The 15,346-nt window shown below is 44.3% G+C and carries 18 protein-coding genes and 2 tRNA genes; 11 read left to right on the plus strand and 9 right to left on the minus strand.

Going from position 1 to position 15,346, the window contains the following annotated elements:
- Nucleotides 1–10: 10 nt before the first annotated feature.
- Entirely contained in the window at nucleotides 11–400 is a 390-nt protein-coding gene (locus L0665_RS00880) for a hypothetical protein (protein WP_274923845.1), read from the plus strand.
- Between the two features lie 161 nt (nucleotides 401–561).
- Here the strand turns inward: L0665_RS00880 and L0665_RS00885 are convergent, their stop codons facing one another.
- A complete protein-coding gene (locus tag L0665_RS00885) occupies nucleotides 562–690 on the minus strand; it encodes a hypothetical protein (protein ID WP_274923846.1) in 129 nt (42 codons plus the stop codon).
- 101 nt (nucleotides 691–791) lie between these two features.
- Here L0665_RS00885 and L0665_RS00890 point away from each other — a divergent pair, with 101 nt between their 5' ends.
- The 5 genes from L0665_RS00890 (at nucleotide 792) to L0665_RS00910 (ending at nucleotide 4,171) form a co-directional block, all read left to right on the plus strand.
- On the plus strand, nucleotides 792–1,517 hold the full coding sequence (locus L0665_RS00890; protein ID WP_274923847.1) for a hypothetical protein: 726 nt from the start codon (nucleotides 792–794) through the stop codon (nucleotides 1,515–1,517).
- A gap of 35 nt (nucleotides 1,518–1,552) precedes the next feature.
- A complete protein-coding gene (locus L0665_RS00895; protein ID WP_274923848.1) occupies nucleotides 1,553–1,855 on the plus strand; it encodes a hypothetical protein in 303 nt (100 codons plus the stop codon).
- A 68-nt stretch (nucleotides 1,856–1,923) separates the two neighbouring features.
- Nucleotides 1,924–2,412, plus strand: a complete 489-nt coding sequence (locus L0665_RS00900; protein ID WP_274923849.1) for a hypothetical protein — start codon at nucleotides 1,924–1,926, stop codon at nucleotides 2,410–2,412.
- A 2-nt stretch (nucleotides 2,413–2,414) separates the two neighbouring features.
- Entirely contained in the window at nucleotides 2,415–2,798 is a 384-nt protein-coding gene (locus L0665_RS00905) for a DUF3467 domain-containing protein (RefSeq protein ID WP_274923850.1), read from the plus strand.
- A 350-nt stretch (nucleotides 2,799–3,148) separates the two neighbouring features.
- Nucleotides 3,149–4,171 (plus strand): virulence RhuM family protein, encoded by a 1,023-nt coding sequence (locus tag L0665_RS00910; RefSeq protein ID WP_274923851.1) that lies wholly within the window; start codon nucleotides 3,149–3,151, stop codon nucleotides 4,169–4,171.
- A gap of 34 nt (nucleotides 4,172–4,205) precedes the next feature.
- On the opposite strand, the gene L0665_RS00915 is transcribed toward L0665_RS00910, so the two are convergent.
- The 4 genes from L0665_RS00915 to L0665_RS00930 form a co-directional block, all read right to left on the minus strand.
- Nucleotides 4,206–4,529 carry a hypothetical protein gene (locus L0665_RS00915; protein ID WP_274923852.1) on the minus strand — a complete coding sequence of 108 codons (324 nt, stop codon included), beginning with the start codon at nucleotides 4,527–4,529 and terminating at the stop codon, nucleotides 4,206–4,208.
- 275 nt (nucleotides 4,530–4,804) lie between these two features.
- Nucleotides 4,805–6,013 (minus strand): AAA family ATPase, encoded by a 1,209-nt coding sequence (locus L0665_RS00920; RefSeq protein ID WP_274923853.1) that lies wholly within the window; start codon nucleotides 6,011–6,013, stop codon nucleotides 4,805–4,807.
- A 413-nt stretch (nucleotides 6,014–6,426) separates the two neighbouring features.
- A tRNA-Thr gene (locus tag L0665_RS00925) sits at nucleotides 6,427–6,498 on the minus strand.
- A gap of 145 nt (nucleotides 6,499–6,643) precedes the next feature.
- The gene (locus L0665_RS00930) at nucleotides 6,644–7,363 is read right to left on the minus strand and encodes a sugar phosphate isomerase/epimerase family protein (RefSeq protein WP_274923854.1); all 720 of its coding nucleotides are present in this window, start codon (nucleotides 7,361–7,363) and stop codon (nucleotides 6,644–6,646) included.
- Nucleotides 7,364–7,621: 258 nt separating this feature from the next.
- Between L0665_RS00930 and L0665_RS00935 the strand changes: the two genes are divergently transcribed.
- On the plus strand, nucleotides 7,622–8,587 hold the full coding sequence (locus L0665_RS00935; RefSeq protein WP_274923855.1) for a PAS domain-containing protein: 966 nt from the start codon (nucleotides 7,622–7,624) through the stop codon (nucleotides 8,585–8,587).
- A gap of 16 nt (nucleotides 8,588–8,603) precedes the next feature.
- Nucleotides 8,604–9,146: a DUF7504 family protein gene (locus L0665_RS00940; protein ID WP_274923856.1), complete on the plus strand. Its 543-nt coding sequence runs from the start codon at nucleotides 8,604–8,606 to the stop codon at nucleotides 9,144–9,146.
- A gap of 20 nt (nucleotides 9,147–9,166) precedes the next feature.
- Here the strand turns inward: L0665_RS00940 and L0665_RS00945 are convergent, their stop codons facing one another.
- The gene (locus tag L0665_RS00945; RefSeq protein ID WP_274923857.1) at nucleotides 9,167–10,192 is read right to left on the minus strand and encodes a mechanosensitive ion channel family protein; all 1,026 of its coding nucleotides are present in this window, start codon (nucleotides 10,190–10,192) and stop codon (nucleotides 9,167–9,169) included.
- 45 nt (nucleotides 10,193–10,237) lie between these two features.
- On the opposite strand from L0665_RS00945, the gene hypD reads away from it, so the two are divergent.
- Nucleotides 10,238–11,269, plus strand: a complete 1,032-nt coding sequence (gene hypD / locus L0665_RS00950; protein ID WP_274923858.1) for a hydrogenase formation protein HypD — start codon at nucleotides 10,238–10,240, stop codon at nucleotides 11,267–11,269.
- Nucleotides 11,270–11,367: 98 nt separating this feature from the next.
- Nucleotides 11,368–11,439: transfer RNA gene (locus L0665_RS00955), tRNA-Arg, on the plus strand.
- A 203-nt stretch (nucleotides 11,440–11,642) separates the two neighbouring features.
- Here L0665_RS00955 and L0665_RS00960 read toward each other — a convergent pair.
- Nucleotides 11,643–11,978, minus strand: a complete 336-nt coding sequence (locus L0665_RS00960) for a carboxymuconolactone decarboxylase family protein (RefSeq protein ID WP_274923859.1) — start codon at nucleotides 11,976–11,978, stop codon at nucleotides 11,643–11,645.
- A gap of 67 nt (nucleotides 11,979–12,045) precedes the next feature.
- On the minus strand, nucleotides 12,046–12,177 hold the full coding sequence (locus L0665_RS00965; RefSeq protein WP_274923860.1) for a hypothetical protein: 132 nt from the start codon (nucleotides 12,175–12,177) through the stop codon (nucleotides 12,046–12,048).
- A 464-nt stretch (nucleotides 12,178–12,641) separates the two neighbouring features.
- On the opposite strand from L0665_RS00965, the gene L0665_RS00970 reads away from it, so the two are divergent.
- Complete coding sequence (locus tag L0665_RS00970; protein WP_274923861.1) at nucleotides 12,642–14,717, plus strand: thioredoxin domain-containing protein; 2,076 nt, start codon at nucleotides 12,642–12,644, stop codon at nucleotides 14,715–14,717.
- Here L0665_RS00970 and L0665_RS00975 read toward each other — a convergent pair.
- A complete protein-coding gene (locus L0665_RS00975) occupies nucleotides 14,676–15,329 on the minus strand; it encodes a hypothetical protein (RefSeq protein ID WP_274923862.1) in 654 nt (217 codons plus the stop codon). The genes L0665_RS00970 and L0665_RS00975 overlap by 42 nt on opposite strands.
- Nucleotides 15,330–15,346 lie beyond the last annotated feature (17 nt).

Consider the following 15,346-nt stretch of genomic DNA (forward strand, 5'->3'; position numbering starts at 1 on the left):
TGTACTGCGCATGGCACGGAAAGGTAAAGGAAGATACAAAAATCCATTTTCTCCTTCCTCATCGTCCTTAACACCCTTATCACCCCCGGTCAGGATTTTTATGGAAGGATTGGTTTCGGGCCTTTTCGCTGCATTCACCATAAAAACAGGAATAAATCCCGATCCGGTTGCACAAATGGGGAATGTGCTGGATATCATAATTGATACTGTTGAAAAATTAGATCCCGGATTTAATGGCTCAAAATTTCGTTCTTTTTTCGGACTGACTGCTTTTATTGTTGGCATTGTTGGATTATTTGAGGTATTCAACCTTGCTGAAAATTGGTTATTTGGAATAATGCTATTCATCGTGGGATTCTTATTTGGGTTCATTATTACACTTTTTAGCAATTTATTTTAACATTGTATCTTAGCGAAAAGGAGACCGATGAAATAATCCCATCACAAAATACCCTGACACTCCAAAACGAGGGGAAATATCTTCTCTTCCAAAGCTTTCTGTGCCCGCTCATCTTTCGGATGCCAGGATGCCATATTGGCACGGGACGGATGAGGGAGGTATTACAGGTGAATGCTTTGACCCGCAAGAAGATCATTCCCCATCCTCTCAAACCATCGTTCCACATCTTTTCCGAGAGTGAGAATAAACCGAACATCTTCACGGACAGCGAGTTCCTTCTTATCCTCCAACACCTTTATCCCTCCACTCCCCGACGTTCCATCAGGACACTCCCATGACTCTCTCTCAATCCCAACACACCACTATAAGCAGATTTCTTCAGGAACACGACATGCCTGATCTCTATCGGTCATATACGTGGAAAGGGGACACCTGGGAAAACGGATTCCCGGATCTCTTTCGTCTGGAAGAGATGTGCTCGCAGGCAGCGATGGAATATTCACTCAATAAAACTCACCTGATTGAAATTGCACTATGGGGATCCCTTCCCAATACCAAACAGATCTCCTGCCCGGACCCTATCGGGATAACACTGTATAACAATCACATGCCTGCCGTTTGGTTAAAAAAAGAGCCGGAAAACGCTGTGTGTATCCTTGGATGTCAGGTCCGTGGATTTGGACCCACGTATTGCAGTAAAATACTCCATTTCGCCGTCCCCGAGATATTTGGGGCCATTGATACTCGCCTTGTCCGGGTCTTCGGAAAGGGAGATAGTCAATGTGGGGGTCACTATCAACTCCTGGAATTATCTGTTTCTCTCTCGGGAAAACGGTGGCAGATTTCCCCATCTCAGGAAAAATGGCCCGGAGAATACGGTACATGGATTCAGATTCTCAACGATATCGCGGGAACCCTGAACGGCGATGGAATATCATGTCCCCATCCCCCACAATATCTGCAATCCGGGCGCAGAGAAGAGGGAAAATGGCTTCCTGCAGACGTTGAAACAGCTCTTTTCAGCTATGCATCACAAGTCGTGAAAGAATCAAACATAACCGCATTGTCACTGGCAGAACAGGCTCATTCCAATCTTCCAATTTTCAGGAAAAGGTAATTATCAGCTACAACAGATTAAAATTAAAGAATAATATGTTAGATCAATATGATAACTGCCCGGCGGGACCTGATCCATTTTTTGAAGGGGCCGTTTTTCTCGGATGGTTAAAAAAAAGAGGAGCAGTGAGAAAGGCAAAAGACTGTGAACGAAAATGTCAGGAAAACGGGTTCACTGCAAAAGATTTCATAAAGCAAGTTGGAGTGGAATATGTTCGCCTTGGACAAACAGGGAATGGAAATAAAGTAATAAAACTTGTTGATACAGTCTGGGCTGACCAATGGATGACATATTATGATGTTGAAGTGCCTCACCACAGACATTGGAAACCCCTGTAAAATAATCCGGGATATCAGCAATTATTTATCATATACCTACACTATACAATAAATGCAGGAGATGGAAGATGACAAAAGAGGACATGCCAATACTATCTTCAGAAGAAGAGATGTACCTCGATGAGCCATATGGCGGTTTGTTCGGCAATACCGTCATTGCAAACGTTGTTGAAGAACTTATTGCAGATCCTACGATGGATTATCGCCCAAAATATCTGGAGGACATCACGGGAAAATCTGAAAGATCAATATATAATGCTCTTAAAAAATTATTACTCCTTGGCCTTATAGAGAAAAAAGGGAATGAAAAACACCCCGTGTACAGAGTCCGAGTCGAGTCCAAAAAATTTGCAGCACTCTCATTTCTGGCATATGCAATGCTGGATGATCGTGACGAAACACACTGCATGAATGTGGCAGTCAGTGGGTATTACAATTCAGTGCTCAGAGAAAAATACGAACCAAAGGCAATCGCAAATGTTGACAACTGGAAATCCAATCCAGGAATTGTGAGTGACAATAATAATCAATACAAGACAGTTTCAGGGAGTGCATAAATATGACAAAAATTACGAAAACCGCAGATACCGAATCAATGACAATAGACGTTGGTGAAATGTACAAATACAAAAAGGAAGATCTCATGACGGATATTTCTTCCAGTGCGTATTCTAATCTTGCATATGTACAGGCAACTCACAGGGATCTGTATATTGATTTTCTTGAAATGCCCGGAATAAAAAAGGATGACGGAAAGATGCACATAAAAGGCACAAGAATTTACATGTCCCACTCTGCAGCCCAAAAACTCTCTAAAGCCCTTGACGGAATATTAAAGACAGTCCATTCGGATGGGGGAATGGAGTTTTATACACCTGAGGATGAAACAGAACCAAAGATATCAACAAAGGTGCAGCAAGCAACTACCAGAAATGAACCTTAAATATTAATTCTTTTTTTGAGAGACTTCCATACTCTAAATCAGATACCAATGACCATTGGAGGACTGGAGAGAACACCTGCACCAGTTTTTGACACTGACAGGACGTGAACTGCTGACAAACGCCGGAAACATCAGTCACAAAACTGCAAAATACAAAAAGCCCACGCCGAGTATGAAACCTGCTGTATGAGGAAATTACCGGAACCAACAGAGGGCGAACTACATTTTATCGAGATGGAAGATAATATAAAATATATTACCGGAAAAATTGACGAAAAACCCTCCCCGGACACCAAAGATCACACCAAAAACAGGCTACGAAGAATAAAACATACGGGCAGAATCTGAAGATGAAACCGACAAAATATATCCGAAGCAGTACCGCTGAATTCCTGATATTTACCGCAACGGGCGGTGAAGAGTCTATTGAGGTCAGGTATGAGGATGAAACCATCTGGGCAAGCCAGAAGATGATGGCCGCACTCTTTGGTGTCGATGTACGGACAATCAGTGAGCATCTCAAAAACATCTTTGAAACAGAAGAGTTACAGCAGGATTCAGTTATCCGGAAATTCCGGAATACTGCCAGTGACGGCAAACAATACAACACAAAATTCTACAATCTCGATGCAATAATCTCCGTAGGATACCGGGTGAACTCGGTCCGGGCAACACAATTCCGTCAGTGGGCAACACAGGTATTACGCGAATTTGCCATCAAAGGATATGTTCTCGACAAAAAAAGGATGGAGAACGGCACATTCCTTGGTGAGGACTACTTCGAACACCTTCTTGCAGAAATCAGGGAAATACGCCTGAGTGAAAGACGTTTTTACCAGAAAATAACCGACATCTATGCCACCAGTCTTGATTACAACTCAGGTGCACCTACAACCCGTGACTTCTATGCGAAAGTCCAGAACAAATTACATTTCGCAATACATGGACACACCGCGGCCGAACTGATTGTGGAGCGTGCAGACAGTGATACAAAACATATGGGCCTTACCACCTGGGAAAAAAGCCCTGACGGGAAAATCCTGAAGACCGATGTTTCGGTTGCCAAAAATTATCTGACATCTGAAGAGCTTGAATCAATGGGCCGTATTGTCAGTGCCTGGCTGGACCTTGCAGAAGAACGTGCCCGAAGAAAAATTCCAATGACCATGGAGGACTGGGCAAAACGCCTGGATCGGTTTTTAGAATTCGATGACCGGAAATTACTCGACAATAACGGGACAGTCACTGCAGAAACAGCAAAAGAATTTGCAGAGTCGGAATTTGAAAAATATCGAATTGTACAGGACCACCTTTTTGAAAGTGATTTTGACCGGATGCTCAGTGAGACCGAACCACCAGACAAAGAATTCTGAAACCCTCTCCATCACCCTATAGATATGCAAAAAATCAATGGCTCAAATAATCATTCTGGAAGAGCACCGCTTCGAGTTCCATGAACCATTCAATGTTACGCTCTCTGCATTCGATGACAAATTCCTGAAGCGCCTCTTGTACATAGTCATGGTTTGTGCTATCAATATTTCTCCCGGTAATGGCACGTACCTGAGACTCCAAAGAGTCGGGAATGAAGAATACAGCGTGTTTTGTTCTGCTTTTTGTCAGATAAAAATTCTCTGACTGCTGAACAAAAATATCCCCTTTGAACCGATCACAGGTCTCACGTCGCAATTTTTTGAGATTTCCCGCATCACCATCCAGACAGAGGAACATGGTAAAGGAATCGGAACCACCTGCATCTTCGTACAGTATGGTAAAATTATCGATACACTGAATATTCCCACCCTCATCCTTGATGAGATACCGAAGTCCCTTCCCCTTTCTCCGGTTAATAAACTGACGTATCGCAAGTGCCTCGGAATTTGGTCTTGCGATGATCTCTTATTTTTTTATGATGCGGTGTTTTATCTTCCGTTCTGTCAGAAGGATAGAAAAAAAATAGAGGTCATGGACTCCTTCACAAAGAATTACCTTCTTTTCAGGCATATTCAGATGCCCCGAAGATCAAGATAAAGTTCATTGATGACCTTCAGTCCGGCATCTGTAGTATAATCAAATTTTTCAATAGTTTCGCCGTCAGACGTCATTTTTGAGATAAGGAGCATCTCCTTTTCGGCTTCTGTCTCCGGGAATTCCAGCGCCCCCTGGATAAGATCATAGCTATGGGTTGCCATGAAGACCTGCACATTAAGCTGCCTGCAGTAGGTGAAAAGGGTCTCAATAAGAACGCCCAGATAGCGGGGATGGAGATGGTTTTCCGGCTCTTCAATAATAAGGATGCCATTCTCGGATTGCAGAAGACTGTGCAGGATTGTGAGAAGAACGATGAATCCATCGCCATGGGCAGAGATCGGTATCTCTTCAATTTCACCATTTTTCCGGTAGAGCACATTCTTCTGGGTCAGACGCTCCATATTTTTTACTAAATCGTGTTCTTTAATGAATTGCTCCAGCAGATGAATTTCTGTATCCCCTATTGTATCAATTTGAAATTTATCGGAATGGGATAATTTATTCACAGAAAGGGTCTCTTCCACGAATGATGGATCTCTATACGTAGCCCACCGCCCGGGGAACAATTGGAATATCTTCACATCCCTGAAATTGATTGTTTTCCCCTTTTTGGCGGCAGGTGTTTGTCTGACCTGCATCCCGCCAATGGCATCCAGTTCTTTTCTCAGAATGTCCTTCCCTTTTGGGTAATAGGGAAAGACATGAAAACTGAAATCAGAAACAGTGATACAAAAGTCAGTATACGCAAAGATGGTGGTCAAATACTGGTCCAGATCATCCCCATACTCCTCGCCGTGAATGAACACATCCGATATGTGTTCAATAATATCATTCCGGATTTTCCCATATATTTCCGGGTCTGCTTTTCTGCAGTCTTCCAAACTGCGATATATTGTTACCTCTGTGATGTCTGAGGTAAGTACAGCCTGATTCGCCTGAATGTGAATATTATAGATTTCAGAAGGAGAATTGAATGAATGTATTTCTTCACCGCCGGTGGCATTGATAAACACGGCATCCAGGAGTGCAGATTTTCCGGTATTATTCTGCCCGGTGATAATATTGATCTGGTGCGGATGATACTCCAGTTCACCAATTGCCCGGAAATTTTCGATATGTAATGTAGTAATATGACGGGCCTTTTTTCCGGATTTACCTATTGCCGATGAATTTTCTCTCTGCAATAAATTGATTCTGGCCATCCTGATCAGTATTTTATCTTCATGCATTTATATCTCTTACCTGCCTGAGATCCTCTGGACGGTCTGCATAAACATATGGTATACTATAAGTTATTTTGAGTATTTGTTCAGGTATACCCGAAATTCGAGGAGATATGATCCGAATTGTAACCCCTGATACGCTGAAAAGTCCACCGGGGGATAGCATTGGTGGCAAAGAGTTGTTCCCGCCACACAGATTGGTCCTTTGACTGAGCATCAGTATAGTGTGGAATAAATCCGGTTGTCGGGTCCCGTGATATATTCTGTCTGAAAAAGACTAAATCCCATCCAAAAGTTTCTGGAAAAAGGATACGCAATCGTACAACAAAAACTCTCAAAAAAAGAACAAACGTGGCATAAGCCACGAAACAGAAAGCCTCAGGCGAGAGTTGAACTCGCGACCTCGTCCTTACCAAGGACGCGCTATACCACTAAGCCACTGAGGCACTCATCATCAGAGTGTATTACAAGGTCGATTTCATACGTATAAAACAGTATTGAAATTGTTCTGAGAAATTGACATTCCCCACCCCTTTTTACCGTCAGAAATACCCCCGTGCGCAGAGATACACCCATTTCACTGCAAAATATTCATTCAAAACCGTAAGATTTAAGTAACGCAAAACTCGTGCCGACAGCATCCAGCGACCGCACTTCCAGAATAGGTTCCACGTTTTTCTCCTTCAGAGTACCCAGCACATTCTTCCAGTCAATATTCCCACTTCCCAAAGGAGAATGGCTATCCTTCGTTCCGCAGTTATCATGGATATGGCAATGTGCAAACGGGAGACGCAGAAATGAATCAAGTTTTCCTGACAGGAATGCATGCCCAACATCCAGACATATGGCACCATCGTTAAAATACTGGTAGTCATCAGGAGTGCAGAAAAAGAAATACGGCCATTTGGGCATATTTTCAACATAGAATGTGACGCCGGAATCAGCAGCCACACCCCGAATCTCATCAAGTGAATGATGAAGGGCCTGAAGAGATAAAGCCCTGCCACCGGCCCATGCACAATACCCCGGATGGATGACAACATTCGCATTCAGTTCACCAGCTATTCCAAGAGCAACTGATATTACCTCTACACTTGCGCGGCGAATTGGTTCAAGATTACTGGCAATATTGACACCACGGGAAGGTGCATGCAGAGAATACCGAAAGGAAAAACGAGCAGGAATTTCAGCAGACTGGCAATAATGGGGGCCGTCATCCATAATCTCTACAAAATCAGTCATCCCCGAAAGAATTTCAAGTGCATCTTCAAGTGGCCTGTCGCCCAGACATGAAGTCGAGATACCCGTCATACAACAGAGTATGGTAAACCATACATACTAAACTGATTCCCCTTACGAATAACAAATAAACAAAATTTTTTTAAATGGAATGAACCACCACTATATAGTAAAAACGATTTGAGAGATGCATGAGTGAAAATGCATTTATGCATATAAATAATAATATATAGACACCACTGATTCCGAAGAGGTACAATGCCGGACAAGGAAAAAACACCCCATATCACCAATACCAAAATTCTACAGACCATTATCCCACAGGTCATAATGAATTCGGATGATCTGATCGTTTTCTGTACAGATGATTCCGAAAAAATACTCATGTGGAACCGGGCGGCAGAGATTATTACCGGGTATTCCCATGCTGAAGTGCCTGATGTGAAAACAGCGCTCAGGGTAGCATATCCTGAAAGCAACTACCGTGAAATAATTGCCACCGTCAGGGACATTTTCAGAAAAAACGAAAATAAATCCGTTCATTATGAAACAAAGATAAAAACAAAAAAAGGACAAATCCGCTATATTTCATGGATAATTGAACGAATTCCTGAGACTGATACGACCCCACAGGTGTACGTAACAACCGGAACAGACGTAACCCACACACAGCAATGTGAAAATGATGCACTCCTCCTCAGTGAAATCGTCAAATCATCACATGATGCAATCGTTGGTATGAGCCCGGACGGCTCAATTCTTACATGGAACAATGCTGCAGAGGATATATTTGGGTATGGAGAAACCGATAGTATCGGCAAACCGTTCTCCCGCCACATTCCGGATGAGAAGAAAAATACATTTGCCGCCATCCTCAAAAATATTTCAGAAGGAAATAATTTCATCGGAACTATGGTATGCCTCACAAAAACAGGAAAACAGATCACCGCAAGCATTGCATTTTCTCCTATTTCCGGCGAGGAAGGAACAATTGAAGGCATCTCTGCCATTATGAGAGATATGACCAGGGAAGTTGCTATTCAACAGACAATGAAAGGCTATATCTCTGAGGCAACAATGCGCCTGAACCACCCGACGGCACTGGTGGAAGGGAACCTCATCTCCCTGATTGAACGGATCAGAGAAGGAGATTTTGAAGATGAAGATCTCCTGATGGAACTCCAGGTGCAGCAGAAAGCACTTTCACAAATAAATCATAATCTCAGGGAACTCTCACAGGCGATAATTGGGAACTTCAAAGATAGTGAAGAGGAAATTATCCCGGATACCATGTAAGGAAAGGAGCAAACATTTGGTAATAAAACCCGGGGATCTGATATCAGAGCAGATTATACTTGTCCAGTCAGAGGCCCATTTACTTAAAACAGTGAATACAGAGGTTGTACAAAATATTACCGCCGAAGGGTATCATGTAATTATGATCACCATAAATCAGCCATCCATAATTCTTTCAAAGATGTATGCCCGTGCCAATATCGATACCAGTCTTGTCTTTTTTATCGACGCCATCACAAATTATGCCCTGGGGAAAGATGAAGAGGACAACGAAAATACCCTGTTTATCAATAACCCCGGAGATCTTACTGAGATTGGAATTGCAATTACCAAAGCGATGACAAAATTTGAGAATGAAAATATATGCATCGTGCTTGATTCAATCAGTACCATGCTTATCTATACATCATCGGCGAGAATCACAAAATTTATTCATTACCTTACAAACAAAATCAGGCTGTCTGATATAAATGGCGTACTCTTTGCAGCCAAAAACGGACTTGACCCCGGATTTATGATTCAACTGACCACATTTGTAGATGAAATAAAAGAGGAATAAAATACAAAAATACTATGAAATTATTCCCTCATATGCACATCCATCTGGGGGAACGGTATTTCAATTCCTTCCTCAGCAAACCGGCGTTCAATCTCAAAATTGATATGATCTTTTATCTCCCATGACATATTGAACCGTTTTGCCCAGATAACCATCATATAATCAAGACTTGATGCACCAAATTCCAGGAAATACACACTGGGAACAGGATCCGTCAGAATATACGAAGAATTCGTTGCTGCATCGCGGCAGATTTCCAGAAGAATCTCTTTTACCCGGTGGACATCACTTCCATACGCAACGGAAACAGGAATTTTTACCTTCAGTTTGACATCCGGCATGGCATAATTGGTGATAACACTGTTTGCCATTTTTGAATTCGGAATTGTCAGCAACTGATAATCAAGGGTCTTGATTCTCGTACTTCGTGGGCCGACACTCTCCACATCACCGAGAAATCCGTCTATTTTAATCCGGTCACCGATGGCAAAGGGTTTGTCAATCACAATGATGGCGCCGCCAAAGAAATTAGAGATCAGGTCCTGTCCTGCAAGGGCAACGGCCAGTCCAAAGACACCCCCTGCGGCAATGAGGGGAGTGATATCAATACCCAGGTATGACAGGACAATGAGAATCGCAATAAACCAGATGATATACCGGACCGTAACCTCAAGAATATCAATGATTTTGTCGTCAAGGTCACTCTCTGTTTTGGCAGAAAGCCACTGTCCATACAGTTTAATGAAATTTTCAACAAATATTGAGACAACCCAGGCACCCAGAAGAATGTACGCCGCATTCAGATATTTGCCATCTACAATCCATGCATATCCTTCAGGGATAGCAACATACCGCATCGCAAAGAAAAATGAAAAAAACAGTATTCCTGCAATAATGGGTTTTCCAATCGAAATTACCAGGATATCATCAAACTGGGATTCGGTCAAATCGGCCCTTTTCTTCAACCATTTGAACACCCGCCCTATTATATAGGCTGCAATTATCCCAACGAGGATTATTCCAGCAGCAATCAAGATATCAGACATATGAGATAATCTTTTTTGCAGGCAACTATAAAAATAATGATTAATATGGCAGATGGAACAGACATTCTCAAAGCACTCAACGAAGAGATGGACAGACCGTACACATTCATGCATATCTGCGGTACGCATGAGGCCGCAATCGCCCATGCAGGACTGCGAAGTATTCTGCCGGACGGACTGAAAATTGTCATGGGGCCCGGATGCCCGGTGTGCATCACCCCCCAGGGTGAAATTGATGCGGCCATTGAACTTGCAAAGAAAGGGTGTATCATTGCAACCTATGGAGACCTCGTCCGTGTGCCCGGCACACAGGGTGCCCTTGAAGAATTCAGCAAGAACGATGTCAGGGTTGTCCAGGGTGTCCACAAGGCAGTAGAGATAGCAGAGAAGACCGACAGGGAGGTTGTGTTTATCTCTGTCGGATTCGAGACGACAGCACCCACAGTCGCTGCCACCATTCTGCAGAAACCGCCGGAAAATTTCAGTATTCTCAGTTGCCACCGGTTCGTGCCACCTGCAATGAAATACCTCCTGGAACAGGGTGAGGCAAATCTGGACGGGTTCCTTTTACCCGGCCATGTCTGTGTGGTCGCCGGATACGAGGAGTATGAACAGTTCCCCGTGCCCCAGGTTGTCGGTGGGTTTGAACCGGAAGATATTCTCCTCGGCCTCCTGATGCTCGTCAAACAGGTCAATGAAGGACGGGCTGAAGTTGAGAATGCATATCCTCGTGCTGTCTCCCGCGAAGGCAACCCGAAAGCGATGAAGATGATTTACGAAGTCTTTGAGACATGTGATGTGGAATGGCGTGGCTTCCCGGTCATCCCGGATTCCGGGCTCAGACTAAAAGATAAGTATGCAGCATATGATGCGCAGAAGAAATTTGGCATCGAAATAAAACATGTTGAGAAAAACTCCGCATGCATCTGCGATCAGGTGCTTCGTGGTGTGGCAGACCCCACCGACTGCAAACTCTTCGGAAAGGCCTGCACTCCAAGAAATCCGGTAGGACCATGCATGGTCAGCCATGAAGGTGCCTGTAAGATATGGGCGCTCTATAACCAGAAAAAATACTGATACACCAATTTATTTCAAAAATTTATCTCCATTTTACCTCATATATCTCTATCAGAGGGATATCCCTTAATATCATAGAGACGAACAGTATGAGGCAGGTCCCGGTAGGGTAGTGGATATCCTGGGAGCCTCCGAAGCTTCCGACCCGGGTTCAAGTCCCGGCCGGGGCGTATTTTTAGGGAATTCTATATATTCCCACGTTTTGTGGAATATAATGTAATGCTTAGTGTGGTCTATTTTCAATTATTCTCCACATGTCAGAAAGGCAATCTAATGGAAAGCTAAGAGAATTACCTCAGAGACTGAAGAGCAGAGTCTTCTCTCTCCATACAGATTTAAAAAAATGGTGTTTTGGTGATCACGCTCAGAGTAATCAGCTGAACTCCTCAATTGTGTCCTGGACGAGTTTAACATACATGAGTGCGGGGCCACCACCCATCAGCGCAGCGACCATCGCAGCCTCCACCATCTCATCGCCGGTTGCACCAAGAGCAAGGCACTTTTTGCCATGGATAGCAATGCACCAGGTGCACTGCGCCTTCACGGCGAGCGCAAGGGCAATCAGCTCCTTTGTCTTGCCGTCAAGGGCACCGGGTTTCTCCACGCCACCCATGAATGCACCGAATCCCTCCATTGCGGCAGGCACCTGCTCTCTGAGTTTTCCAAGACTTTCCTGCTGTTCCAGTGTTAAATCAGTAATTTTTCCCATATTTTCACCTCACTTGTAACATATCAGACCGAACGTGGCACACCAGTGACGATCTGGAAAGTATCAACTATTTTTTTTTCAGCCAGCATCCCTGCAGGGAAGCACAACGTACAAATATCCCTGCTTTGTAGGAGAACTCACCGCACCTGAAACTCTCAGTCAGTTCTTCAGGAGTCTTTGCAGTTTTTTTTACTACCATACAGGACGACACCCTTTGAGACAGTCCCGGGTAGACCTGCAGGATAAGAGAGGCCTTAGCATAGTTGATATCCACGGATATTTCATCAATTTCGCTTCATATCAGCAGAAGAAGACTGGTCTCTTCCCAAATGATACCATTATAAGAAAAAATGGGATTAATGTGCTATCTCAATCTGTCATTATTGGCATCTTTGTAAATCCAGTGGGACATCCCCTTCGCACTGATATCTGAACATTATATTTTGCCCCCCATAAAACTGATCATAGGTACAAATATTGAAATTACCGGGGCAGAAACAATAGATTGCAGAACCGTGAAATTTCAGGAGAATTTATAATACCATTTATGATTTTTGCAAAATGCATCCATAATAATTCCGGATATATTTGCGAAATCTCAAACAAATAACTTCCACCCCAAAAAATATATCCCCCCATACCGAAATACCGCCCTGAATCCCCATGTTCAAACCACCTGTACACAATCACCTCAAAGATACCCACAGCCCCTATCTCCTCCAGCATGCCACAAACCCGGTAGCGTGGTATCCCTGGGGTGAAGAAGCATTTTCCCGTGCTCACTCAGAGAATAAACCGATATTTCTCTCCATCGGCTATTCATCCTGCCACTGGTGCCATGTCATGGCCCACGAATCCTTTGAAGACCGTGAAGTTGCAGAAATTCTAAACCGTTCATTTATCTGCATCAAAGTTGACCGGGAAGAACGGCCGGATATCGATGCAACATACATGTCATTTGCCCAGGCAATGACCGGGACAGGGGGATGGCCACTTACCATTGTCATGACCCCTGATAAAGAACCATTTTTTGCCGCAACATATATCCCAAAAACCAGACAATTCGGACGCAGGGGCCTCACCGAAATCCTTGAAGAAATTGTTACCCTCTGGGAAAATAACAATACAGGAGTGCGCAATTCAGCAGGAAAACTTAGAACTGCAATGGAAAATCAGGTAACCCATGCACCCGAGGGAACATTCAGCGGGGATGAAGTGCACACCGCATTCAAAGAACTCTCAACCACATTTGATGAAAAATACGGCGGTTTTGGAATCGCACCGAAATTCCCGTCACCCCACACGATAATCTTCCTTCTGAAATACAGCAAATCCACCGGGAATAACGATGCACGGAGAATGGCAGAGAAAACCCTGGATGCCATGATAACAGGAGGTATCTGTGATCATATCGGCGGGGGATTCCACCGGTATTCTGTCACCCGCGACTGGCGTATACCCCACTTTGAAAAGATGCTCTATGACCAGGCAATGATCCTCTATGCCTATACGGAAGGCTGGCGTGCCACGGGAAATGAGGTCTACAAAACGGTTGCAGAAGATATCGCCGACTATCTTATAACAAACATGCAGGCTAAAAAAGGGGGGTTCTTCTCTGCTGAAGATGCAGACAGTGACAACACAGAGGGAGCGGCGTATCTCTGGACATATGAAGAACTCAGGGAAGCAGCGGGTGAATATGCAGAAGAAGTCCTCGCCTCATTTGATATCCGGGAGAACGAAATTCCTGCAGAAGAGACACACGGTCTTCCACCCGGAAAACAGACACTGGCATTTGCATCCTGGAATGCAGCGAAACTCTGGTATACCTCAGAGAAACGCACGGCTATCAGGAAAAAAATCAGGGAAATACGGAACCTGCGCCCGTCACCATTCCGCGACGAGAAGATACTCACCGACTGGAATGGTCTGTGTATCGGTGCACTTGCCTATGCCGGATCATCACTGCGCCATCCGGAGTATATCAGTGCAGCAGAGATGGCTGCAGACACCCTCCCCTACTCCGATACCGGAGAACTGCTCCACAGCAGATTTGCCGGAGTCTCCTCCGGTGCAGCACCGCTGGATGACTATGCCTTCGTACTCTGGGGATATCTCATGCTCTATGAAGCAACCTTTGATGCTGTCTGGCTTGAAAAGGCAGAGAATTTGACTACCATTCTCTCAAAACACTACCATGCTCCCCAGGGAGGATATTACCTGACGGCAGACGGGGCAGAGACACCGCTCATGAGACAGATAAATGTATATGACGGTGCGATTCCATCCGGAAATTCCATGATGGCTGTCTCTCTCATCCTTTTTGCCCGGATAACAGCAGTGATCGCATACGAAGACGATGCAATACAGATTTTTGGCGCTTTTGCACCAGAAGTCCTGCATGCGCCATCGGGATACTGCCATCTCCTCTCAGCATATCTGCATATAAAATCAGGTGAAGAATTTGTGATTGTCCCGGGACAGGAAGGGACAGCATCCCTCCTGAATATCGTATCCCATGGATATCACCCGTTCAGAACAATCACCGTGGCAGACGGGAGCCTTGCTATTACAACGGCTGCGCCTTTTACCCGGGAGATGAAGCAGAAAGATGGTAAAACAACGCTCTACATCTGCAGAAACGGAACCTGTTCAGTGCCATTCACCAATCTGGACGATATTGAAGACTACCCACCCTCAGATTCGTTTTCCTTCTGCACCACTCCTCCAGAGAACTGAACGGCAGGTACAGTTATTTCCAAGATGGCATACCGCAAGGGTTGGAAAGGTGACCTTTTCCGGCAGCACAGGCAGATTTTCTATCTCTGTGACATCACCATTTCCCAGAGTAATATGTGGAGAATAACGTTCAAATCCTGCTTTTTCCTTATACTCCGAGACATAGCTGGTTGTAAAGGGAGTCAGTTCTTCATCCTCATCGCGGACAAACGATGCGGGTGTGCATTTTTCCTTTGTAATGCCCGCAAGTTGTGCCATAACACTGCGGTGCATGACAAAAACGGAATCATCTTTTGCAAAATTAATACCGGATATCTTGTCCCCGGATTCAGTAACAACCGTTACTGCCCCCTCAACGCTAATTTCCATCGGCAAAAGCCTTTTTGCCATTTGTTCCAGAGGAACATTTAATTCAGACAGGGCACGTCCGGGGATGCACCCCATAGCAAGGGAAATATGGGGAATCTGCTGGACCATATCCAGCTGAATTGTGTCATCACCGGTCATTTCAATGAGCATTTGGTTAATCTGTATGGCAACATCCATCACCTCTGGAGGAGGGAGCAATACAATATCAACCGCATAATTTCGAAACAGTCCGCCTGCATCCATACTAACATATATGTATT

The organism is Methanogenium marinum, assembly GCF_028912405.1.
GTDB classification, from domain to species: Archaea; Halobacteriota; Methanomicrobia; order Methanomicrobiales; family Methanomicrobiaceae; genus Methanogenium; species Methanogenium marinum.